General features: G+C 53.6%; 20 protein-coding genes and 1 tRNA gene. 11 read left to right on the top strand and 10 right to left on the bottom strand.

Going from position 1 to position 21,811, the window contains the following annotated elements; all coding sequences use genetic code 11:
* The first annotated feature begins 264 nt into the window (after positions 1 to 264).
* On the top strand, positions 265 to 3,522 hold the full coding sequence (locus ACHZCX_RS10590; protein WP_319587202.1) for a PAS domain S-box protein: 3,258 nt from the start codon (positions 265 to 267) through the stop codon (positions 3,520 to 3,522).
* An 84-nt stretch (positions 3,523 to 3,606) separates the two neighbouring features.
* Here the strand turns inward: ACHZCX_RS10590 and ACHZCX_RS10585 are convergent, their stop codons facing one another.
* A complete protein-coding gene (locus tag ACHZCX_RS10585; protein ID WP_319587201.1) occupies positions 3,607 to 5,088 on the bottom strand; it encodes a DegQ family serine endoprotease in 1,482 nt (493 codons plus the stop codon).
* Positions 5,089 to 5,514: 426 nt separating this feature from the next.
* On the opposite strand from ACHZCX_RS10585, the gene ACHZCX_RS10580 reads away from it, so the two are divergent.
* From ACHZCX_RS10580 to ACHZCX_RS10560, 5 genes are read left to right on the top strand one after another with little or no spacing between them, the layout of a single operon-like run.
* The gene (locus tag ACHZCX_RS10580) at positions 5,515 to 5,682 is read left to right on the top strand and encodes a hypothetical protein (protein ID WP_319587200.1); all 168 of its coding nucleotides are present in this window, start codon (positions 5,515 to 5,517) and stop codon (positions 5,680 to 5,682) included.
* A 45-nt stretch (positions 5,683 to 5,727) separates the two neighbouring features.
* The gene (locus tag ACHZCX_RS10575; RefSeq protein ID WP_319587199.1) at positions 5,728 to 5,919 is read left to right on the top strand and encodes a hypothetical protein; all 192 of its coding nucleotides are present in this window, start codon (positions 5,728 to 5,730) and stop codon (positions 5,917 to 5,919) included.
* Between the two features lie 20 nt (positions 5,920 to 5,939).
* A complete protein-coding gene (phrB, locus tag ACHZCX_RS10570; RefSeq protein ID WP_319587198.1) occupies positions 5,940 to 7,367 on the top strand; it encodes a deoxyribodipyrimidine photo-lyase in 1,428 nt (475 codons plus the stop codon).
* A 15-nt stretch (positions 7,368 to 7,382) separates the two neighbouring features.
* Entirely contained in the window at positions 7,383 to 8,591 is a 1,209-nt protein-coding gene (locus tag ACHZCX_RS10565; RefSeq protein ID WP_319587197.1) for a methyltransferase domain-containing protein, read from the top strand.
* 21 nt (positions 8,592 to 8,612) lie between these two features.
* Positions 8,613 to 9,080, top strand: coding sequence for an SRPBCC family protein (locus ACHZCX_RS10560; protein WP_319587196.1), 468 nt, complete (start codon positions 8,613 to 8,615; stop codon positions 9,078 to 9,080).
* Here the strand turns inward: ACHZCX_RS10560 and ACHZCX_RS10555 are convergent.
* The 3 genes from ACHZCX_RS10555 to ACHZCX_RS10545 form a co-directional block, all read right to left on the bottom strand.
* The gene (locus tag ACHZCX_RS10555; protein ID WP_319587195.1) at positions 9,077 to 9,700 is read right to left on the bottom strand and encodes a DedA family protein; all 624 of its coding nucleotides are present in this window, start codon (positions 9,698 to 9,700) and stop codon (positions 9,077 to 9,079) included. The genes ACHZCX_RS10560 and ACHZCX_RS10555 overlap by 4 nt on opposite strands.
* A 9-nt stretch (positions 9,701 to 9,709) precedes the next feature.
* Positions 9,710 to 10,510 (bottom strand): undecaprenyl-diphosphate phosphatase, encoded by an 801-nt coding sequence (locus ACHZCX_RS10550; protein WP_319587194.1) that lies wholly within the window; start codon positions 10,508 to 10,510, stop codon positions 9,710 to 9,712.
* 186 nt (positions 10,511 to 10,696) lie between these two features.
* Positions 10,697 to 11,815 carry an AI-2E family transporter gene (locus tag ACHZCX_RS10545; protein WP_319587193.1) on the bottom strand — a complete coding sequence of 373 codons (1,119 nt, stop codon included), beginning with the start codon at positions 11,813 to 11,815 and terminating at the stop codon, positions 10,697 to 10,699.
* 279 nt (positions 11,816 to 12,094) lie between these two features.
* Here ACHZCX_RS10545 and ACHZCX_RS10540 point away from each other — a divergent pair.
* A tRNA-Pro gene (locus ACHZCX_RS10540) sits at positions 12,095 to 12,172 on the top strand.
* A gap of 376 nt (positions 12,173 to 12,548) precedes the next feature.
* Complete coding sequence (locus tag ACHZCX_RS10535) at positions 12,549 to 13,061, top strand: PaaI family thioesterase (RefSeq protein WP_319587192.1); 513 nt, start codon at positions 12,549 to 12,551, stop codon at positions 13,059 to 13,061.
* Positions 13,062 to 13,236: 175 nt separating this feature from the next.
* Here the strand turns inward: ACHZCX_RS10535 and ACHZCX_RS10530 are convergent, their stop codons facing one another.
* The 5 genes from ACHZCX_RS10530 to ACHZCX_RS10510 form a co-directional block, all read right to left on the bottom strand.
* A complete protein-coding gene (locus ACHZCX_RS10530) occupies positions 13,237 to 13,551 on the bottom strand; it encodes a hypothetical protein (protein ID WP_319587191.1) in 315 nt (104 codons plus the stop codon).
* Positions 13,552 to 13,563: 12 nt separating this feature from the next.
* On the bottom strand, positions 13,564 to 14,673 hold the full coding sequence (locus tag ACHZCX_RS10525; RefSeq protein WP_319587190.1) for a glycosyltransferase: 1,110 nt from the start codon (positions 14,671 to 14,673) through the stop codon (positions 13,564 to 13,566).
* Positions 14,674 to 15,019: 346 nt separating this feature from the next.
* Complete coding sequence (locus ACHZCX_RS10520) at positions 15,020 to 15,448, bottom strand: hypothetical protein (protein WP_319587189.1); 429 nt, start codon at positions 15,446 to 15,448, stop codon at positions 15,020 to 15,022.
* A gap of 126 nt (positions 15,449 to 15,574) precedes the next feature.
* Complete coding sequence (locus ACHZCX_RS10515; RefSeq protein ID WP_319587188.1) at positions 15,575 to 15,841, bottom strand: hypothetical protein; 267 nt, start codon at positions 15,839 to 15,841, stop codon at positions 15,575 to 15,577.
* Positions 15,842 to 16,060: 219 nt separating this feature from the next.
* Complete coding sequence (locus tag ACHZCX_RS10510) at positions 16,061 to 17,197, bottom strand: IS4 family transposase (RefSeq protein ID WP_319587187.1); 1,137 nt, start codon at positions 17,195 to 17,197, stop codon at positions 16,061 to 16,063.
* A 767-nt stretch (positions 17,198 to 17,964) separates the two neighbouring features.
* Here ACHZCX_RS10510 and ACHZCX_RS10505 point away from each other — a divergent pair.
* Positions 17,965 to 18,324: a hypothetical protein gene (locus tag ACHZCX_RS10505; RefSeq protein ID WP_319587186.1), complete on the top strand. Its 360-nt coding sequence runs from the start codon at positions 17,965 to 17,967 to the stop codon at positions 18,322 to 18,324.
* Positions 18,325 to 18,613: 289 nt separating this feature from the next.
* A complete protein-coding gene (locus tag ACHZCX_RS10500) occupies positions 18,614 to 19,711 on the top strand; it encodes an IS630 family transposase (protein WP_319587185.1) in 1,098 nt (365 codons plus the stop codon).
* Positions 19,712 to 19,723: 12 nt separating this feature from the next.
* Here the strand turns inward: ACHZCX_RS10500 and ACHZCX_RS10495 are convergent, their stop codons facing one another.
* The gene (locus tag ACHZCX_RS10495; RefSeq protein ID WP_319587184.1) at positions 19,724 to 20,386 is read right to left on the bottom strand and encodes a cysteine hydrolase; all 663 of its coding nucleotides are present in this window, start codon (positions 20,384 to 20,386) and stop codon (positions 19,724 to 19,726) included.
* A 250-nt stretch (positions 20,387 to 20,636) separates the two neighbouring features.
* Between ACHZCX_RS10495 and ACHZCX_RS10490 the strand changes: the two genes are divergently transcribed.
* A protein-coding gene (locus ACHZCX_RS10490) for an IS3 family transposase (protein ID WP_319585211.1) occupies positions 20,637 to 21,784 on the top strand; the annotation gives its coding sequence in 2 pieces (ribosomal slippage) (positions 20,637 to 20,895 and positions 20,895 to 21,784; 1,149 coding nt in all).
* Positions 21,785 to 21,811: the final 27 nt, after the last annotated feature.

The following is a 21,811-nucleotide window of genomic DNA, read 5'->3' as shown; positions in this document are numbered from 1 at the left end:
TTTCGCAGTCTTCAGAACACTTGGTACCCCTTCACCTTTGTCTAAAGCCCCCTCGTCTCTAGGCTTATTTGAAACAACAACATTCCGTTACGAATATCTGAAAGGAGAACAAAGTCCCCGAGGTGCGGGTAAAATCGAGGCAACCGGTGTGTGTCTCTTGTCTGTTTAGCGCCTTGACATTGGAGCGGCCCTTGGTATTCTGAATACATATCTATAATATCGGGTTCAATCTCAATGCTATCAAGCTGTTTGGGGGAGGTGGTGATGCCACGGAGGAATGTATGGGAAGCCCTCATCCGACTTGCTCAACTCCCGTGGTTTATGGCCGTCCTGATCCTCCTACTCGGCGTTTTGATCAGTCTCAAGACAGGACACCTGGACAGGGAACGTCAATTGAGCGATGCCCGCAGCCAGGTTATTCAGGAACTCGCCACCATCCGCGCCCGTTTGGAAGGAACAGTCAATGCGGTCTTCAGTGCCACCTCCGGCCTGACCGGGGTGATTGCCTACCAAGGCGGCATCAGTCCGGATCTGTTTAATGCCCTGGCCAGCCAGGCGATCACCGGCTATCCCGCTATTCGCAATATCGTCGCTGCGCCCGACGACACCATCACCCTGCTGTACCCCCTTGAGGGCAACAGGCAGGTCCTTGGCCTTCGCTACGAGTCTATCCCCGAACAATTTGCAACCGTTCACCAGGCGATGCAAACCAGGCTACCGGTCTTTTCCGGCCCCCATGATCTGATTCAAGGCGGCAAAGGCTTGATTGCCCGAGTGCCTGTTTTTACCCGCGCAGGGGAGCCGCAAGGGTCAGAAGCCCGCTACTGGGGGGTGGTATCAGTGGTCACCTATTTTGATGCCTTGCTTGACGCCGGAGGGGTGCAGGCATCTCAAACCCTGGATATTGGGTTACGCAAGGTTGATGATCAAGGCCAAGCCGGCTCCATGATGCGGGGGGCAGAAGAGGTTTTTGCCCGCCTGCCGGTGAGCTTGATGGTCTCGGTCCCCGGCGGAGTGTGGCAACTGGCCGCAGTTCCCAAGGACGGCTGGCCGAGGGGGGGCGCACTGGATTCTCCCCTTTTCCTCGTCGGTTTGGTCAACAGCTTTTTTGCCGCCGCCTTCATCTGGTGGCTGGTGTCACTGCCGAATCGAGAGAGGATACGCAACGTGGCTTTGCGCCGGGAAATGGCCGAAAGGAGCCGGGCCGAGGAAGAGCTCCGGCTCTCCGAGCAGAAATACGCGTCTTTGTTTCAATTGATGCCCGACATGGTCGGTATCACCCGTATGGCGGACGGTACTTTTTTGGAGGTGAATGCAGGCTTCACCACCATAACCGGATGGGAAAAGAACGAGATTATCGGCCGGACCTCGGTGGCGATAGGTTTGTGGACGCCGGAAGCCAGGGCCGGTGCCGTGGCTATTGTTAAAGAGCAGGGGCGGCTGGAAAAGTATGGGTTTCTTCTCGGCACCAAATCAGGGGAAAAGCGCAATGCCCTGATGTTCCTGGCGCCAATCAAGGTCAGGGGCGAGGAATGCCTCTTTTTCATCGCCCGTGACATTACCGAGTTGAAACAGGCGCACGTCGTTCTGGAGAAGGAGCGAGCCCGGCTGCGCAACCTGCTGCAAACCATCCCTGCCTTGGTCTGGATGAAGGATCCTCAAGGGGTGTTTCTTTCCTGTAATGCACGATTCGAGCGTCTGTTGGGTGCGCCTGAATCTGAAATTCTTGGCCAGACCGATTATGACTTTTTCAATAAAGATGTTGCTGATTCTTTTCGTGAACACGACCAGAAGGCCATTGCCACCGGGGCGCCGTGCCACAATGAGGAATGGATCACCTACGCCAGTGACGGCCATCGGGAGTTGGTGGAAACCGTAAAGGCCCCCATTTATGATTCTGGCGGTCTTGTCATCGGGGTGATGGGAATCGCCTGGGATATCACGGAAAAGAAACGGATTGAAGAGGAACTGCGCAAGCAGCGCACCCGCTTCATCAATCTGGTTGATTCAGTGGACGGCGTTGTCTGGGAGGCGGATGCCGAAACCTTCACCTTCACCTATGTCAGCAAGCAGGCCGAGCGATTACTGGGCTACCCGGTACAGGAGTGGTACGGAGAGCGATTCTGGTGGCAGCACCTCCATCCAGAAGACCGAGAGGAAATATTTGCCGCTTCCCGCGCCTCCACGGCAAGGAGGGAAGATCATGAACTGGAATATCGGTTCCTTGCCAAAGACGGCACCACCTTATGGGTCCAGGATTTCGTTACCGTAGTGGCTGAAAATGAAGGGCCGCAATGGCGGCGCGGGATCATGGTCGATATCACCAGCAAAAAAAAGGAGGAAAAGGAAAAAGGCAAGCTTGAAGACCAATTGCGTCAGGCCCAGAAAATCGAGGCCATAGGAAGGCTGGCCGGCGGTGTCGCCCATGACTTCAACAACAAGCTGGCGGTCATCCTGGGGTATGCTGACCTTATGAAGAATGGCTCTGCCGCACCGGACAAAGCCCGGGGGTATATCAACCAGATCATCAAGGCCGCGAACCAGTCGCGGGACATCACCCATCAGTTGCTCGCCTTCTCCCGCAAAGAGGTGATCTCGCCGCAGGTGCTGGATCTGAACACCCTGGTCAAAAGCGTCCGGAAGGGGTTGGGGCGGTTAATCCGTGAGGACATCCGCTTCGAGCTCAGGCTGACGGAGGGACTGTGGCCGATCCATATGGACCCCACCCAGGTAGATCAGGTGATCATGAATCTGATCGTCAATGCCCGTGATGCCATGGACAGCGGCGGCTCGCTGGTTGTCGAAACCGGAAATGCCCGGCTTGATTGGGACGTTGCCAGGCAGTATCCTGAGACCACGGCCGGTGACTATGTCCAACTCACTGTGAGTGATACCGGCTGCGGCATGAGTGCAGAAACCCGGCAGCATATTTTCGAACCCTTTTATACGACCAAGGAAACGGGAAAGGGCACGGGGCTCGGCCTGGCGACGGTCTATGGGATAGTGAGGCAAAACAAGGGGCTGGTGCTGGTCGAGAGCGAATGGGGCACCGGTTCCACCTTCAAAGTTTTTTTCCCTCGCAGCGAGGTGGAGTTGCAAGAAACGGTCGAGGAGAGAGCTGAACCTCTGACCATGCGACGCTCCGCCACCATCCTCCTGGTCGAGGACGAGGAAACAGTCCGCCAGATGACCAACGATATGTTGGAACAGAGCGGGTATACCACGTTTGTGGCAGCAACCCCAGAGGAAGCGCTGACGATCTCCGCCGACAAGGGCCAGCGGATTGACCTGCTGCTCACCGACGTGATTATGCCAGGAATGAACGGCAGGGTGTTGAGCCGCCACATTACCCTCAGCCGGCCAGAGATCAAGGTCTTGTTCATGTCTGGCTATGCTGCGGACATCCTGCCGGAGGAAGGGGCGGATACGACGCTGCATTTTATCAAGAAACCTTTTAGTCTTCAGGTCTTGCTGCAAGGAATCGAGCACAGTTTAAACGAAGGAGAAGCATCAGGAGAATAAAAGGCGCTCGGTTCATCGTTAAAAACAGAGACAGCCGGTAGGGCATTCCCTACCGGCTGTTTTGTTAAGGAAAAGATGCAGGCGTTACTTGGTCTGCATAACCACGTACTGGCTATGCTCGCCGGAACGGATCCGCAGCAGCACCTGCTTGGGATTGTTCGCCTTTTTCAGGGCCTGCTGCAGTTCCTTGAGGCTGCGGACCCTGGTGCGGTTGACCTCCTCGATCAGCATCCCGGCCTGCAAGCCCAGCTCGGCGGCCGGGCTGTCGGCCTCGACATCGGCGATCAGAACGCCCTGATCCTTGCTGTAGCCGAACTGCTCGGCAACTTCTTTGGTTAGATCCTGGAGGGAGAGGCCGAGTTCGCTCAAGGTGGAACCGGTCATCTTCTTGGCCATCGAGGCCATGTCAGCGGGTTGCTCACCGACGCTCGCCACCATCTCCTTTTCCTTACCGTCGCGCAGAATCCGCAGTTTCAACTCGGTGTTCGGTGGGGTCATGGCGATTTTGTTGCGCAGATCGGCCACATTGCTGACCGGTTCACCATTGATCGCGGTGACGATATCACCCTGGAGTAAACCGCTCTTCTGGGCGGGCGAGCCGTCGGTCACTTCGGAGATGAGGGCGCCGCCGCCCACCTTGCCGCCAAAGGACTTGGCCAGTTCTTCATTGATATCCTGAATGAGGATGCCGAGCCAGCCTCTGGTCACCTTGCCGCTTTTGCGCAACTGCTGCTCAATGGACTTGGCCATGTTGATGGGGATAGCGAATCCGATACCCATATAACCGCCGCTCCGTGAAAAGATGGCCGTATTCATGCCTACGGCCTCGCCACGAATATTGAGCAGCGGTCCCCCAGAGTTGCCGGGATTGATGGCCGCATCGGTCTGGATAAAGTTTTCATAATCGGTGATGCCCATGCGATTGCGGCCAATGGCGCTGACCACGCCGACGGTGACGGTCTGGCTCAGCTCAAAGGGGCTGCCGATGGCAATGACCCACTCGCCCACCTCCAGCTTGTCTGAGTTGCCCAAGGGCAGGACCGGCAGGTCCTTGCCTTCAATTTTGATGATGGCCACATCCGACTGGGGATCCGTGCCAACCACCTTGGCCGGAAATTCGCGTTGATCAGCCAATCGCACCGTGATTTTGCTGGCGTCTTCAACCACATGGTTGTTGGTGAGGATGTAACCGTCACTGGCAATGATGAAGCCGGATCCGGCAGCCTGCTGCTTGAAAGTCTGTTTGTCTTGCTTGGGGTTGTTCGGATTGGTCCGGGGATGGCGGAACTGCGGACCGAAGAATCGTTCAAAAAACGGGTCGTTGAACAGGTCGGAAGGGATTTGCCCCATGTTTTTGGCGGAGGTTTCCTTCTCCACCCCAACATGGACCACGGCGGGGCCGGCTTTTTTCACGACCGAGGAAAAGGCCTTGGCCGAACGATCAAGCAGGACCAGATCCTCTTCGCTCTGGGCGTAGGCGGGATGATGTCCGCCAGCCAGCAGGGTCAGGCAGACCAGGCAGGAGGCAAGAACGGTTCTCGTTACGGGTTTGGTTAGTCTGTGCATAATAAAAAGCTCCATTTGATCATGGAAAAGGGTGTGTCACCCGATAGGGTGACGGTTTGGCAGTGAAAACAGCAGGGAGTTGAAACGTATCTGAGATAATTATACCGGGCTTCCGGTTCGTCAAGAGCCGCCGAAGCTGAAACCCTGAAGAAGCCGGGCGTGGGCAATGCATCCGTTCCAGCGACAGTCTGAGAGTAAAGATTTATTTATCGCAAATGGTTTGGAGAAGTTTTTCAATCTTCTTATCCGGGGTGCGCAAACCACTGAACCTTCCTTCTGCTATGGTTCCTTTTGCTTAGACAGGTAAATGATAGTATTAGGTATCATTAAAACCCTTTTTATCCCCCATTGTGGCGGTTATTTTCCTGGTTACCTTGTAGGACAAGAGGATATTACTAGAGAGAAAAAAAACCAACGGAGGACGCCATGGTTGGATATGAATCGTTAGCCTGGATCAAAGATAAGAACGGTAAGGAGTATGTTTGTCCGATTGATGTGCTCAAGGGCGATACTCGTGATCGTTTTGAATTGAACGAAGAAGAACGGCGAGCTTGTATGGATGTCAACATGATTATCGGCACTGAACGCTGGTAACTCTATATAACCAAATATAATATTTAATATAATAAGGAGAACGTCATGGAAATCATCGAAAGAGACCCTGGGGTCAATAGTGTTGGATACGAGTCACTGGTATGGGTCGAGGATGACAGCGGCAATGAGTTCAGTTGTTCGTTGGATAGCGCTCGGAACGGGGTGCAGAGCATCGGTGACCTAACAGATCATGAGCGGTCCAGTTGTACCAATATTAACCAGATTGAACGCTGGTAAGTTGATGCTTTCTCTCCCCGATGGATTCCATCGGGGATTTTTTTGCGTTGGCAAACAAGATGGACAATCGGGTCAATCCACGGCGGGTGCGGATATATAACGGTACGGAGCAGAGGCCAGGTCCTGTTCTGTATTGGATGCACAGAGAGTTCCGGGCCAAGGACAATTGGGGGCTCATCTGGGCCCGCCAGCAGGCTCTGCGCCTGGGGACGCCGGTGGCAGTGGCTTTTTGTCTGGCCCCGTCTTTTCTTGGGGCGACGCTCAGGCAGTACGATTTTCTCCTGGGAGGTTTAGAGGAAACAGCGGAAGGCCTGAGAGCAGCTAACATTCCCCTGATTCTACGGAGCGGCGAGCCGGCGGAGGAGATGCTTCGTTTATGCGGCGAGATTCGCCCTTCCCTCGTGGTCACCGATTTCGATCCCTTGCGGATAAAAAAACAGTGGCACCACACCCTGCTCGAGCAGCTCTTGTGCCCAGTGCATGAGGTCGATTCCCGCAATATTGTGCCCGCCTGGATTGCATCAACCCACCGGGAATTCATGGCCAGAACCTTCCGGCCCCGGATTCACCGGCATCTCCAGGAATTTCTCGAACCCTTTCCCGAACTCGCTCCCCATACTTTTCCGTGGACGCCCCCGGTTTTTAGTCATGTTCTTTCCTCATTGCGCGCTAGACTCAGGGTGGATACCAGCGTCCAGCCGATTTCGTGGCTCGTGCCCGGCGAGGCTGCTGCCCGTGCCACCCTGGAAACCTTTGTCGATCACCGCCTGGCCGACTACCCCTTGCGCAACGATCCCAATAGAAACGCCTGTTCCGATCTCTCGCCCTACCTCCATTTTGGCATGATATCCGCTCAGGCCATTGTGCTTGAAGTGCGGCAGCGCGGGCTCCAGGGCGAGGCCGTGGACGGGTTTCTCGAGGAACTGGTAGTTCGGCGTGAACTGTCTGATAATTTTTGTCTGTATACACCTGACTATGATCGGGTCGCCGGGTTTCCCGAATGGGCGCGCCGCAGTCTTGCCCAGCATCAGGGGGACCCGCGTCCTTACCTCTACAGTGACGAGCAGTTCGACCGGGCCCAAACCCACGATTTGTTGTGGAACGCAGCCCAGAATCAGTTGGTGAACTCCGGCACGATGCACAGCTACCTGCGCATGTACTGGGGCAAGAAAATCCTGGAATGGACCGAGGACCCGGCTCGGGCCATGCGGATTGCCATTCATCTCAACGACCGCTACGCCCTTGATGGCCGCGAAACCAACGGCTACACCGGCATTGCCTGGTCGATCGGCGGGGTTCACGACCGGGGTTGGCCCGAACGGCCGATTTTTGGCACCGTTCGATACATGAACGAGGCCGGCGCCCGCCGCAAGTTCGACGTCAACCGTTATATCCGCACCTGGACGCCGGGACAGCCCTCGCTCTTTCCGGTATCCGGAGACCTTTGAGCACGAGGAGCAACCATGGAGCACATTGACCAGTACAGCCGGGCGGCGGTGGAATTCACCTTGACCTGGAACAGTGAAAAGGCCAGCCACACGGACCAGCTCTGGGCTGATCCGGTCAGTTTCTGGCGGGATGTTCTGGTTCCACAGTTGGCCAACGGATTGTTGGGAAAAGGGGTGGGCGAGCGAGAGACGATAGTGATTCCAGCCGGCCGTTTTCCGAGCCCTTTTGATACGCGTAAGCGCGTTATGCTGCGGCCCGAGCAATTTTTGGGAACGGACAGCCAGGGAAACGGCCTAACGCCTTCACCCGGCCGTTTTTATCCCCAAGGGTTGCTCAGTGGCGTGAGCGGCGTCTACAGGGCGTCAACCAGTCCCTGTCGCTGTTTGGGTAGGGAAGGGGAATGTTTGGTCTTTGACCTCAACCACCCCCTGGCCGGTCGCGACCTCGTCCTGCAGGCCGAGATTGCCGCCATCCACCCGCCGCAAAAAAAAGAGCGGGGCGGCCGTTGCGAGGATTGGCTGGAGCGGATCAGCTCGGACGGGCCGGGGATGCAGGCAGGGTTTACAGGTGAGGGCGGGGTGTTTACCAAAGGGAATTTCACGCGCCGCGATGAACAGCCGGACGCGCTCTTCTACCGGCAACCGCGATTGGTGCATCATCTCGACAGCACAGCGCGCGCGGCAATCAGCCGGCGTTATGCCGATCTGATTCGCCCTGGCAGCCGAGTCCTTGACCTGATGGGCAGTTGGACTTCCCACCTGCCGGACAGGCTGGAACTGAGTGAACTAACTGTTCTGGGGATGAACGAAGAGGAACTCAGGCAAAACCATCGGGCCACCGCAACCGTGGTGCAGGATCTCAACGGCGAGCCGCAGCTCTTCTTTACCAAAGAGAGCTTCGATGCAGTCATCTGCACCGCTTCAGTGGAATATCTGACCAACCCCTTGGCAATCATGACCGAAATTCGGCGTATTCTCAGGCCAGGCGGCCTCTTGGCCTTTGCCTTTTCCAACCGCTGGTTTCCACCCAAGGCCATCCGGCTCTGGTCGGAAATGCATGAGTTCGAGCGGCTTGGCCTGGTGGCGGAGCTGTTCCATGCAACCGGCGGGTTCAACAAGATCAACACCCTGTCGCGGCGCGGCCTGCCCCGGCCAACGGACGATCCGCACCAGGAGCTCTGGGTGAGCGACCCGGTCTACATGGTTTGGGGAATGAAGGCGTAAGGGAGACGAAGGAGCACTGCGATGTACATTCTGGAGCGACAGCAGCGGGTGACCGCATCAGTGGAACAGGCCTGGGCCTTTCTGCAGAATCCAGCCAATCTGGACCGGATCACCCCGCCGGACCTGCAATTCCGGATCGTCACCGATGTTCCGGCCATCATGTTCAATGGCCTGATCGTCGACTACCGGATTACCATTCCTCTACTCGGCACCCACACCTGGGTGACCGAAATCAAGCACATCCGCGAGGGGTTGAGCTTTGTCGATGAGCAGCGCCTCGGGCCGTATCGCTTCTGGTACCATTATCATGAAATTCGTCAGGAAAACGACGGGGTATTGCTGATCGACCAGGTTTTTTATCAGCCGCCCTTTGGCCTACTGGGGCAACTGCTCCATCGGTTTTACATCCGCAGGACCCTGGAGCGGATTTTTGAGTACCGGCGGCAGCGCCTGGAAGAATTTCTCTCTGGACCGCCGACCGCAGGCTAATTGTTGAGCTTGCGCTTGCGGGCCGCCAAGCGGGAGCGGATGAACCAGCCGATGCCGATGACCGCCACGACAATGATGACAATATCCACCTGATGCGAATACTTCTGCACCACGGTCCAGTGCTCGCGCAGTCGCATGCCCAGGTAGAGGAGAAAGCCGTTCCACATGGTTGCGCCGATAACGGTGACCAGCATGAACGGCACCAAGGGCATCTTGCCCATACCGGCGGCGATGGAGATGAAGTGGCGGACTACTGGGATGAACCGGGCGAGAAAGACGGTCAGCAGTCCCTGTCGCTGATTAAAATAGCGTTCGGTCAGTTCCAGGTCGTGGCGGTTGAGCAGCAGATATTTGCCGACCTTGAGCACTAGCGGCTTGCCGCCGTAATAGCCCATCCAATAGGAGACCAATGAGCCAACCAGCGAGCCGAGACTGGTGGCCAACAGGGCGAGCCAGAGGTCCCATTTGCCGTCGGTGACCAAAAAACCGACAAAGGGCATGACCGCCTCGCTCGGTACAGGCGCAATCATGCTTTCCAGGGCCATGAGGATGAAGGCGCCGACATAGGCGGTGGTCTCGAGGATTTGAACAGCAATTTTGCTGATGAGTTCAGTGATCATGACGGATTTTCAGCGGAGGAAGTAGACTAGGGCAATCGCCCCGAAGATGATACGGTACCAGGCAAAAATTTTGAAATCGTGATGGGCCACGTACCGGATTAACCCCTTGATCGCCAGCAGGGCGCTGAAAAAGGCCGTGACAAAACCAACGGCAAAGAAGGCAAGATCCTGCTGGGCCAAGGTGTCCCAGGACTTGAAGACGTCATAACCCGTGGCAAGAAACATGGTGGGAATGGCCAGGAAAAAGGAAAATTCCGTGGCCGCCTTCCGGGAAAGACCTGTGAGCAGGCCGCCGATGATCGTCGCCCCGGAGCGGGAGGTGCCGGGAATCAGGGAAAAGACCTGGGCAAGCCCGAGTTTGAGGGCATCGAGCCAGCTCATTTGATCGACCTCGGTGATGCGCGGTTGGCGCTCGCGTCGTTCGACCAGAAGAATGATGAACCCGCCGACAATCAGGGCAATAGACACCACCACCGAGTTGAACAGATGCGCCTTAATCAGCTTGTGCAGGAGCAGGCCGAAGATTGCCGAGGGCAGGACGCCAACGATCAGATTGAGAACAAACCGCTGGGCGCCGGCCTCGCGGGTCAGTCCGCTCACTACTCGCAGCAGCCGCTGCCGGTAGTGCCAGCAGACGGCAAGAATTGCGCCGAGCTGGATGCAGATCTCAAAGGTCTTGGCCTGCTCGCCGGTATAGGCCAACAGGTCACCGGCGATAATCAGATGCCCCGTCGAGGAAATCGGCAGAAACTCAGTCAGGCCTTCAACGACCCCAAGAATCACGCTTTGGATCAGCGCATAAATATCCATGATAGAAACCACTCCAAATCAAGGGGGCAGAAGGGGTGCGTAATCGGGCAACCGTGTGGACCTTGTCGTCTGTTCCGGGGCCGCTTCAGGTAGGATGGCTCGGGCGGGGTCAGAATAGGTCACCTGCTGTTAACTGAAAGATTTTTTTCTGTCAAGGGAAGAAGGCCAGAGTGCGGCTGACGGGGCTTAAAGAGAATCTGCGTTCGCGCCGCTGGAGGTGTCTTGAAGGCCGTTTTTATCCCGGTGATCGAGATAAGGCTGGTATTCAAGGACGTACATGTCAATGAGGGTGAAAAAGGTGGTGACTGCCAGCGGTCCGTAGATAATGCCCATGACGCCAGACAGGCTCATGCCGCCGATGATAGAGAGCAGGACCAGCAGCGGCGGCAGGTTCGCCTGCTTGCCGACGAACTTCGGTTTGAACAGGTAGTCCACGGCAAAGGTGAGGATCAGGTAAAAAAGCACGGTGGCCAGCGCCTGCCAGCCATGTCCTTTGAGCGCGAGAATCAGGGCGGTCGGCAGCAGGACTAGGCCGATGCCAACGATCGGCATGAAAGCAACCACCGCCATGACCGCGCCCCAGAGTACCGGAGAGATTAGACCCATGGCCGCGAAATAGAGACCGCCGCAGATGCCCTGGATCAGGCCGCTCAGGCTGTTTCCGACGAGGATGGCTCCGGAGATCGTGGAAAAACGGGCAATGAGAAAGCGGTTCTGCGATTCGGGCAGGGGCGAGAGCCGAAGCAGGAAGTTGGTCAGTCGGTCGTATTCCATCAGGAGAAAAAAGACGCCGGTGATCACGATCAAAAATTGGAGGATAAAGCGCACTATATTGGTGGCCCAGGCCGAAACTTGAGTATAGATGAACACCCCGACCGTGGTGGACAGATCGGTGATCAGGCCGGGAAGGCGATCGAAATCCATGTGGATGCCGAATCCGGAGAGCAGGTCGTCGGCCCGGTGGACCAGGCTATTGTTTTGCAGACTTTGCCGCAGCAGGACAAGGACGTCATTTCCCTTGGCGAGTTGAATCACCCCGGGGATTTCGGCCGAGAGGGCACCGATACAGAACAGCAGGGGGAGAAAGACGCACAGAGTGATCAGCAGGCAGGTGAGACAAGCGGCGATCCAGGGCCGGATGCGAGCGCATAGCCGGAGATAGGCGGGATAAAAAACGCTGGCCAGAAGAAAGGCGAGAAACAGTTGGGTCCAAAATGGCCAGAGCACCAGGCCAAGCGCCAGCAGGGCCGCAAAAAAGATGAAAAGAAAGGTGATGCGTTGTATCGGGGGAGGTGGGACTGCCATGGATGTTCCTGATGGAGCTCGTCTACGTAAGCCGGTTGCAAGCCGGCGGAAGAATGATTCTTGTCTATCTTAAAGGGCAACCCGGGTTTGTGCCAGCCTAATATGGCGAGTCGGCACCGGCCGGCGGAGAAAAGGGAAAGGTGGCGGATGGTTGAAAAGGTGGCCGCATCGATCGGGATTTCCGGCTCTTTTAGCAGTCTCTCTCTGGAAAAAGGCTTGCAAGCATGGGCCGAATGGTGTAGATAACTTTTCCTTTCGACCGCATCAAACACAAAACGTCGGGGCGTAGCGCAGCCTGGTTAGCGCGCCTGCCTTGGGAGCAGGAGGCCGAGTGTTCGAATCACTCCGCCCCGACCAACAATATCAAAGGGTTCAAGGTTTTTGCCTTGAACCCTTTTTTGCTTTTTTTTGTTTCAAACCCAAGTCAGCTGCCCTTTCCCTTCGAAATCATGGAGTTTTCCAGGTCAACAACCAACGGTTGCGTGAGGTGATTTCCCTCAGGTTGGCAATCCGTATCAAATGTGATAAGCATTCATCGTGAAGGGAATGTCCCCTGTTGCCCTGCCTCCAGTTGACCATGCCGTACCTTTCCCCTTCCTTGCGAACGCAGAGTGCCCAAAATGGCAGTGCGGATGGTTATCTTATATTTTCAAGAGGTTATAGACGATCTGAATGAGGGGCAAAATCACAACAAGACTGTTGTTGAGTTTGAAACAAGAGGAGTGAAGCGATCATGATCATCAATCAGGCAGCCCTGAAAAAAATATCGAATCTGGAAGGACAGACCTGTTTCGGTTGCGGCGAAAAAAACCCCTTCGGTCTACACATGCAATTCCTGACAGACGAGCAGCGTGTTTATTCCCTGGTAACGGTCCCTACGGCCATGGCCGGGTGGGATCAAACCGTTCACGGCGGGATCATTTCCACCATTTTGGATGAAATTATGGGCTGGACGGTCATCTATCTGCTGAAGAAAATCGGCGTGACCAAATCCATGACTGTCGACTTCATGAAACCTGTCCACGTGGGGAAACAGCTGACTGTGGTCGGCAGCATTGAGGAAAGTAGATCCGAACGCCAGATCATAGTGACCGGTGCAATTTACGCTGACGGAGATACCCTCTGTGCAAGGGCTACCGGTGATTTTGCTGCCATGCCGGCCAAAACTGCGGTTCGCCTTGGGGTTATGAGTTCTGAATATATGGAGCGGTTCCTGCCCGTTCTGCAGCAAAGCGAAAGGGCTTGATCGAAAGAAAGGCATGCATGAATACGCATCTCCTTTGAGCCCTTGGCCCCTGCAGGGAACGTTAAAAATGCAGAAGGAAGTCGGAGAGAAAGAGTCCGTGCCTGATGGGACAGCCTGACGGCGGCTTGGAAGATTGAGCGGCAGGTCTTGAAGTTGCCACGGGGAAACGAAACCGTTAATCACCGAGAAGATCGGCAAGCTCTTCTTGAGTCAGGAGTGATTCTAACCGTTGCAGGCGTCGATCTTCAATGGAACGCCGATCTGCTTTTTTTCGTCGATCCACGCCTAAACGTGAATTGGTAAGGGAGCGTATCCAGGCTTTCATCGACTTGGGTTGTTTAGGCGGCGCCAAGCGATTGTCATACCGTCTTTCTTCATTTGACCGACGGTCTGAGGCGTTCCGGCGGTCGGACATAGGTGCACGTCGTTCCGGATGTTCGTTTTTTTGAGAGACTTGATGTGTCGTCGATTGCTGGTAGTTTCTTCTCATGGCTTTTCTCTTTCAGGACAAACAGCGGACCCCATACTGGTCATAGGTATCCACCAGAATTTTGACCATGCGCTGGAGGCCGTAGCGATGGGCGATGACCTGGTGTTGCCGCGTCATTCGTTGCGGGTCACGGAGCGGCAGGCTGACCAATTCGGCCAGACCTTGGCAGGCGGCGGGAACATCGTCATAATCGACCAATCGGTAATCCTCGATCAGGCTTAGCGGTTCCATGGTCGAAGGGATTCGGCAGGCCAGCACAGGCAGGCCGTTGAGTAGTCCCTGGACAAGGGCCTGGGAAACGCCTTCTTCTATATGAGATGAAAAAAAGCAAATATCCAAAGCGCTTAAGAAATCTTCCGGGCGTTCTTGATGACCGGTGAAAATAACCCTGTTTTCAATTCCCAGTTCATGAGCCATTGCTTGAAGGGCTGGGCGTTCCTCTCCATCGCCGACAAACATAAACCGGTAATTTTCCGGCATGGCTGCTGCTGTTTTGAGAATGTAAGGGTGCCCTTTGAGACGGCGGAGAAAGCCGATGTTGCCGACGAGTATATCTTTCTCCCCTATACCGTACATCGAGCGTACCTTTTCTCTGTTTTCCATTGAAAAACGAAATCGATTTTCATCGTTTCCCGTTGGCAGCACAACGATTTTATCTGAACGCACCCCTTGCGACACTATGCGTTCAGCAATAGTTGCGCCACAAGTAAAGATGACTTGGGGAAAGAGGTTGTAACTGAGGGCAGAGGAGATCGGCGCCAGGACGTGGCGGGTGCGGATGACCAGCGGCACCCTGAAAAGGCGGGCAACGGCACCCGCCATCCAGGAGTCCTCGGAGGAGTGGGTGTTGAGCACCGTCGGTTTGATTGCGGTGAAGATGCGGAACAGTTCCAGCCAGGATCTGAGGCTGAATTTGGCGAAGGATGAAATGGCATGAACGGGAAAATCCTCGGCTTTGCCCCGTCTCGCCAGTTCGGAATCGACGGGCACGATTAGGGCAACACGGAATCCCATTCGACGCATCTCCCGGAGTTCGGTCAGGGTACGAATCTCTTGCCCACCCCAGGCCCGGCTCCCGTCGGTATGAACCACAAGCGGGCTCTGTTCAGATTGGACACGCAAAATTTATACCTCGTCCCGCTTTGGACATTTCCGGCGGGCTATCTGTTGCAAGTATACGGTCGCCTCAACGCTGAACGTGGAGCAAGGCGGGCAAAAAATTAAGGGCCGTGGACGAACGATCAAAAAAGAGTGCCCCCTTCGGTCTTCCGCCCACTTCCTCCGGGCACTGATGCGCCAAGGGGAAGTCGACGACTTGCTCAGCAGGACGTCGATATTGAACAACTAACTGTGGAGCACCAAAAAAATATTATGGCCAAAACCTTCTCCGGCCAATAGCTGGTCATTATATCTTCTTTCTGATCTTCCTACAAAGGAAACGTACCCCTCTCAACCCTCTCGCGAAACCCTAAAAAACCATAATTCGCGGGTATTCTTCCCTCATTTTTCCCCAGAATCCACCACTCCAATCCATGGCCACCGCCAGCAACCAATCTTCCGGTGTAGCCTTGACAACGGCAGCCACCATCTTTCTGCCAGATCCTTTTTTGTACGAGACTATAGAGAAAAATTGGACGGTTTTAAATGCGGGATCAATGAGTAACTCTACTCCAACAAGGTCTTTTCTGCTGGTCTCAACGAGGGGTTCTTTTTTCCCGTCAGTGCTCAACAAATTAGAAGCACAGAGCCTGTCGTTATAGATTTTGATAAATCTCAGCAAATCGACACCGGAAAGGCCTTCGGCAAGTCCGAGGTAAACCGGGTGGATTTTTTTGACATTGGTGGCTTTGAATACTCTATCGCCGTCTATGATCGGTTTTTTCGATGAGGTTGTCATCCCTGCAGCCTTGAAAAGGTACTATAATTGGGGGGGGTAAGTGGATATGAAGTTTGTACCTTCGCCAGTTCCCTTTAAGGCGATAAGGGCCAATCGAATGGCTCAATCCCCCAAAGAAAGCTTTCCTTACTCAGACAGCCGTTTGGCAATGCGTTTGTATGTTTCCTTCAGTTCTTCGCCCACGATCTTGGCTTTGACGATATACTCCTCGGAAGTCTCTATGGTGTCATCTGCTATTTCTGAGGCTTTTTCTTTCAAAAGGTCCCATTTTTTTTCCGCACCTTCAAGCTCTTTCCTGGCGTCCATTGAAGCAAGATGCGCCTTCAGCTTGAGTTCATCTCGTTCCATTTTTATTTTTTTGACCAAGTAGTCAAATTCTTCTTTGATCCCCATGAGTAACCTCTCTGTTCCATTGTTGTTCAGATAAGCAAGTAATTGTCCCGTTATTTTCTTTGACTATAATGTGAATGAATAAAACCCTGTCAACGGTAAATGAGAAGCTTTGAAATTAATTCACTGGCGGATTGCAATAGCTAGCGGTGGCGTGCTATTGCTCACTTTCGTCGCGAAGAATACTTCATTCGGCGAATGATACCTCCATACATTGCTGTCTCACAAGTTTCCCCACAGTAAAATTTGTGGGGAAACAGGGGGTTGAACAGCAGGTGGTTTGAAAAGATCGATTAAATTCCTCTTGGTGAAGAGGTTGAGCTGCAGCACCCGGAGGATCTGCTGCATGGAACTACTCAATTTTGCTTTAAAATTGAGATAAGCGACCAAGAGGTACACGCATAGGGCTATCCACACCTGGGTCAACACTGCGTTGCTGGATGTTCCCAGAAAAGTTTTGATCTTCAGATTCTGCTTGATCCACTTGAAGAACAGCTCGATCTGCCAGCGCTCCTTATAAATAGCTGCGATCTCCTTGGCTTTCAGGTGGTGGGCATTGGTGACAAAGCGATATTCGACACCGGTTTCCGCATCGGTGTACGCGACCAAGCGAAGCGGCTCCTTGACGCCCTTGAGCCGGATGGACTGGTCATTGGTGATGCCGGGGCTTTTACGTCCAGCCCGTTTGAGCAGGTATTCGACATCGGCGTTGCTTTTCAGGCGGGTGACAAAGAAAATGGAGTTTATGGTCAGGTCGTTGTACCAGGCGTAATCGGTGAAGCCGCGATCAAAGCAGACAAAGGATCCCTTGGGAAGTTTGAGGGTTTTGGCCCAGTTGATCTCATGCACCTTGCCGCTGGTCATGTCCATGAACGCGGGGATAAAGCCATCGGCATCCAGCCCCATGTGGAACTTGATGGCCCCTTTTTTCTGCCGAAACTCGGCCCATGGAAACACGGACAGGCAGAGATTGATCACCGTGGCGTCCAAGAGGTAGAGTTTGCCCTGGAAGGAAAACTTGTGTTTGGGAGCAGCCAGTTGGCATCGGCTCAACAGTCGGGCGAACAGCATTTGATAGAGGGTGGCAGGCTGCTCGGCATTCACCCGTGCCAGTGTCGCTTTGGAAGTTTTTTTCATGCCGAGGTGATAGAGACGTTGACCTTGCGCCTTCAGGTTATCGGTGATGTCCCGGAGACTTCTTCTGCCGGACATCTGCCCGATCAGCAGAGCCAGGAACTGACTCCACCGGTTGTAGGAGCGGAACTTCTGTCCTGCATGATGTACTTTGGCAAGAGCATCGAATTCATATCTCGGTATAAGTGCAATCAGTTGCTTCAGCGCGGTATCGCTATGGGCCATGGCTCGGATCTCCTTGGTTTGTATGATCTTTTTCGCAAAATCATTATACCCCAAAGAGCTCTCTGAGCCTCTTTTATTGATGAATTATGAGATAGCAGTGACCTCCATCCTTTTTGCGGTCAATGGTTAAGCCGGTCAACCGGTCGCGTCAAAATACCCGCATCTATTGCTGCGCTGGTGATGATGTCATACTGCGCCCGACGTTAACCACCACGGAGGAGCAGTATGAGCACGTTCCATCGCAAAGCCCGGCACCGATTCCAGCGAGCTCATGTCAAGGGGTGGGCCAAGAGCGGCTGTTCACGACAGCGCCTACTGTCGGCGCATCTTGCTTTTTTATTCTCAAACATGAGCACGTCATCTTGAAGAACTGAGGCCTCATACTCAAAAAAACTAATCGGGTAAGGACGGGTTCCTCTCCCGTCCGTCCCACACCACTTGGCATGCTGGTCCGTACCATCGGTTCCCATAGATTATCAGATCGTGGCCGAATAATGAATGATGCCCCAAGTTCTTTGACAGACAGCAAACCTTGATCCGCAAACAATTGGTTGGTCTTGCCCGTTTGGGTGGCCAGCGTGCATGAAGGTCGCTATGGACCTTTTCGGCTCACAAGCCAGCAAGTATTCGCTACGAACGGCTGAGAACAATCCTGGTTGCTCTTTCGTGTTTTCTGATATACTGAAACTGTTTCCGGCAATCTGGGCATCATGTTCGACCTTGCCGGGCAGAAAAGGGTCGAAGATATATAAAACGCAGGAGCTTCCATGGCCGGTTACATCGACATCCACACCCATGCCTTTCCAGATCCCATCGCCAAGGTTGCCATCCCCTCCTTGGAAAAAGAGGGAGGAATCAAGGCCTATCTCGACGGCACGGTGGCGGGTTTGCTTGCCTCCATGGATCGGGCCGGTATCGAGCAATCGGTGCTCTGTTCGATCGCCACCCGTCCGGAGCAGTTCGCCCCCATCCTCGAATGGTCCAAGGAAATCCGCTCGGAGCGGATCGTACCCTTTCCCTCGCTTCATCCCAACGATCCCCTCCTGCTTGAGCATCTGCAGACGGTCCACGACGAAGGTTTCAAGGGGATCAAGATGCACTCCTACTACCAGTTAGCGGAAGCCTGATTCGAAGTTTGAGTGTTTTCGAGGGTTTGCGGTGAATTTATGGCTTCGGTTGCCCAGCGACCCAACCATCACCCAACTGCTCGACGTATGCATAACCCCGATTTTACACAGATAAATTCTTTGCTTAAATCGGCCTCAAAATTTTCACCCACCAACCACCCAACCCAGCCTATTCCGACTGTCGGGTGGGTGGCGAAGAGGTGATGTCATCGATTTTCTGTATGGGTTTGTCCTAGTTTCCTGTGCGGTTAATTAGACATATTTATCAATTTATGTGTTATAGTGCGTCATGCCACGCACACATGAAAACTACACAATTAATGAAGACGAGCAGCGGAGCCTCGAAGCCCTGCTGCGTTCTCCTAAAACAGCGCAAAGCCTTGTATTCCGTGCGGAGATCATCCTGCTGACGGCTTCTGGAAAGACAGTTGAGCAAGTGGCAAGCCAGCTCGGGACCACTGCACTGACTGTCTACCGCTGGAGGAAGCGATTCAAAGACCAAGGCCTCACGGGCCTTCAGGATCGTTTTCGAAGTGGTCAGCCCAAGAAGCTTCCCAAAGAAGAAGTCAAGAAAGTGCTGAGAATGACTGTGGAATGCATTCCTCGAGAGGCGACTCATTGGAGTGTCCGCCTCATGGCGAAAGCGGCTCATGTCACCACCTGGCAAGTGCGGGAAATATGGAAGGCTGCCGACTTAAAACCCCATCGGCTCAAGACATTCAAAATCAGCAATGATCCACACTTTGCTGAAAAGGTTATAGATGTCGTTGGGCTGTACATGAATCCTCCTGAAAATGCGGTTGTTTTATCCGTTGACGAAAAAACTCAAATTCAGGCATTAGATCGAACCCAACCGATGCTCCCGTTGCGGCCAGGCCAAATTGAACGTCGGACACATGATTATAAGCGAAACGGGACCACCAGCCTTTACGCTGCCTTTGACATTGTAACCGGTAAGGTTATTGGGAGGACGACAGCACGGCACAGGGCAAAAGAATTTCTCGATTTTCTTCGGCAAATAAAAAAAGCAATGCCGTCAGATGTTGACCTCCACGTTATTCTGGACAACAGCAGTACACACAAAACGGTTGAAGTGAAGAAGTGGCTCAAGACCAATCCCCGCTTCAAAATGCATTTTACCCCAACCAGCGCATCATGGCTTAATGCTGTAGAAGGCTGGTTTGGACAGCTGGAACGTCGTTCTCTTTATCGCGGAGTTTTTACCAGTGTCAAAGAACTGAGAAACGAAATCCACCGTTTCATAAGCCCTCATAATTCAAAGACGGCAAAACCTTTCAAGTGGACAAAAAGCGCCGATGGTATCCTTGATAAAGTGGAAAGAGCAAAACAATCATTAAACAACGAGACTAACCGCACGGGACACTAGTTAGTGCCTGATTCAGTAAGTTATCAGTCCCATCTTGGTAATGACAGTCTTTGCCGACACTCTGGGTGCATTGGCAAGATTCCAGACGGTATAAAGTTCAGGAAAAAGAGACTCTGCTGATAACCCATCAACCGGAACTATCACATTCATCCCCCTAAAAGCAGCACCACTTGCTGTATAAAGAACAGCACCATGCGCCGCTGTGCCAGTCACAATAACCGTCTCTATCTTCTTTTCCTTCAGTATCTTTTCAAGGTCGGTGCCAAGATACTTGTCGGGGCCGGAAGTAACCACTGGCTCTCCACTCATCGGAGTAAGTTCCGCCGCAATGTCTTTAACCTCGGCTCCAGGGGAGAGGCTATAAATAATAGACACACCCTTTGACCGCGCATCAACAAGGAGTTTCTTTACTGCCGGAATTGATTCGATACAGCGCGGTCGGGTTTTCATATTGCATGTTTGTGAATTGAAATCCAGCAAAAGCAGAGCAGTTGTCTCGGGTTTGATATTGGCCTGCTTCAACTCTGGTGGAGGGGGAATTTTCACTCCGCTCCATTCATCCACAACGGTCTGTGCCTGACTGGTATTGACGCCAACGCCGACAACAAGACACATCATGATCATTACAGCGATAAATGCGGTGGGTATTGCGGCTGTTTCGAAAAGATTTTTCATAACTACCCCCTTTTATTGTCTGGTTTTTATCATGCCAACGACTGAAACTGCTATTTGGAATTTAATGTTTACTACCCACTATTCAACGCATAATAATTTTTGAGGAGTACTTTTTCTGGTCGCGCCTGTCTCAAGTTAGTGCCTTAGGCGTTGGAGTTATGATCGAAAGTGGTGTTTGAGGTGAAGAGGTGCCGATTATTGAGACAGGTGTATAAGCAATGAACCAACCTATTTTGCAAGGAGAAGTTCAATGTCAAACCCACCTCATCGTCCACGTCACAGCGCAGAATTTAAGGCCACAGTAGCCCTGGCCGCACTGTCGGAGTCCAAGACTCTGGCTGAACTGGCTACTGAGTACCGGGTTCACCCGACCCAGATCACCCGCTGGAAGCAGGATCTGACCAAGAACGCTTCTGAGCTTTTTGGCAAGGGCAAGAAGAAAGAAGTCAACCATGAGGCCGAAGTGGCCGAGCTCCACCGTCAGATCGGCAAGCTCAAGGTTGAGAACGATTTTTTAGCCAATCTGCCCGGTCTGAACTTGGCCGGGCGCAGAAACAACAGGTGATCGCTATGGGACATCCTGAAGTTTCTGTTCAGCGTTGCTGCCAGCTTTTCGGACTGCCTCGTTCCAACTATTACCGCGGCCTTGGCTTCGGTCTACGTGTTGGTGATTTGGAACTGATGGCCCGGATAGACAAACTCTATATTGAGCACCCCTGGATGGGGAGCCGTTCCTTTGCTGATCACCTCACAACTCCCGAACTCGTGGTGGGAAGAGGTCGTGTCCGTCGCTTAATGCGGGTCATGGGCATCGAGTCTTTAGCTCCCAAGCCGGGCACCAGCAGGCGACAGCCGAAGCATCCGGTCTATCCCTATCTGCTCCGGGGAGTGACCATTGACAGGCCCGATCAGGTGTGGGCGACTGACATCACCTACATCCCTATGGCTCGGGGTTTCATGTACCTGATCGCGATCATGGATTGGGCCACCAGAAAGGTTCTCGCCTGGCGACTATCCAACACTCTGGACACCAGATTTTGCGTTGAGGCTTTGAAAGAGGCTCTCTTTAAATATGGCGCTCCTGAGATATTCAATACTGATCAGGGGTGCCAATTCACCAGCGAAGCGTTCACCTCAGTCCTCAAGGCCTGGAACGTCAAAATCAGCATGGACGGCAAAGGACGATTCAAGGACAATATCTTTATCGAGCGACTTTGGCGCACCCTGAAATACGAAAGGATCTACCTGAAGTCATACGAAACGGGAACTGAGCTTGTCAAGGATCTGACTTCCTGGTTCGGCTGGTATAATGAGAAAAGAAAACATTCGTCACTTGACAAGCAGACTCCAAATGAGGCTTATTCAAAACGAATCGAACAATTGAGCAAGGCAGCCTGAGGCCTGTAACTGTATAATAAAAGCAAC

Origin of the sequence: uncultured Desulfobulbus sp., assembly GCF_963662935.2 — a bacterium.
GTDB lineage: Bacteria > Desulfobacterota > Desulfobulbia > Desulfobulbales > Desulfobulbaceae > Desulfobulbus.
Note: the sequence above shows the minus strand (reverse complement) of the source record. Positions and strands in the feature narration are given on the sequence as shown.

Bases quoted from the DNA above. Each gene is read 5' to 3' on its own strand.
- ACHZCX_RS10590 (WP_319587202.1), top strand. From the start codon at position 265: ATGCCACGGAGGAATGTATGGGAAGCCCTCATCCGACTTGCTCAACTC.
- ACHZCX_RS10585 (WP_319587201.1), bottom strand. From the start codon at position 5,088: ATGCACAGACTAACCAAACCCGTAACGAGAACCGTTCTTGCCTCCTGC.
- ACHZCX_RS10580 (WP_319587200.1), top strand. From the start codon at position 5,515: ATGGTTGGATATGAATCGTTAGCCTGGATCAAAGATAAGAACGGTAAG.
- ACHZCX_RS10575 (WP_319587199.1), top strand. From the start codon at position 5,728: ATGGAAATCATCGAAAGAGACCCTGGGGTCAATAGTGTTGGATACGAG.
- phrB (WP_319587198.1), top strand. From the start codon at position 5,940: ATGGATTCCATCGGGGATTTTTTTGCGTTGGCAAACAAGATGGACAAT.
- ACHZCX_RS10565 (WP_319587197.1), top strand. From the start codon at position 7,383: ATGGAGCACATTGACCAGTACAGCCGGGCGGCGGTGGAATTCACCTTG.
- ACHZCX_RS10560 (WP_319587196.1), top strand. From the start codon at position 8,613: ATGTACATTCTGGAGCGACAGCAGCGGGTGACCGCATCAGTGGAACAG.
- ACHZCX_RS10555 (WP_319587195.1), bottom strand. From the start codon at position 9,700: ATGATCACTGAACTCATCAGCAAAATTGCTGTTCAAATCCTCGAGACC.
- ACHZCX_RS10550 (WP_319587194.1), bottom strand. From the start codon at position 10,510: ATGGATATTTATGCGCTGATCCAAAGCGTGATTCTTGGGGTCGTTGAA.
- ACHZCX_RS10545 (WP_319587193.1), bottom strand. From the start codon at position 11,815: ATGGCAGTCCCACCTCCCCCGATACAACGCATCACCTTTCTTTTCATC.
- ACHZCX_RS10535 (WP_319587192.1), top strand. From the start codon at position 12,549: ATGATCATCAATCAGGCAGCCCTGAAAAAAATATCGAATCTGGAAGGA.
- ACHZCX_RS10530 (WP_319587191.1), bottom strand. From the start codon at position 13,551: ATGAGAAGAAACTACCAGCAATCGACGACACATCAAGTCTCTCAAAAA.
- ACHZCX_RS10520 (WP_319587189.1), bottom strand. From the start codon at position 15,448: ATGACAACCTCATCGAAAAAACCGATCATAGACGGCGATAGAGTATTC.
- ACHZCX_RS10515 (WP_319587188.1), bottom strand. From the start codon at position 15,841: ATGGGGATCAAAGAAGAATTTGACTACTTGGTCAAAAAAATAAAAATG.
- ACHZCX_RS10510 (WP_319587187.1), bottom strand. From the start codon at position 17,197: ATGGCCCATAGCGATACCGCGCTGAAGCAACTGATTGCACTTATACCG.
- ACHZCX_RS10505 (WP_319587186.1), top strand. From the start codon at position 17,965: ATGGCCGGTTACATCGACATCCACACCCATGCCTTTCCAGATCCCATC.
- ACHZCX_RS10500 (WP_319587185.1), top strand. From the start codon at position 18,614: ATGCCACGCACACATGAAAACTACACAATTAATGAAGACGAGCAGCGG.
- ACHZCX_RS10495 (WP_319587184.1), bottom strand. From the start codon at position 20,386: ATGAAAAATCTTTTCGAAACAGCCGCAATACCCACCGCATTTATCGCT.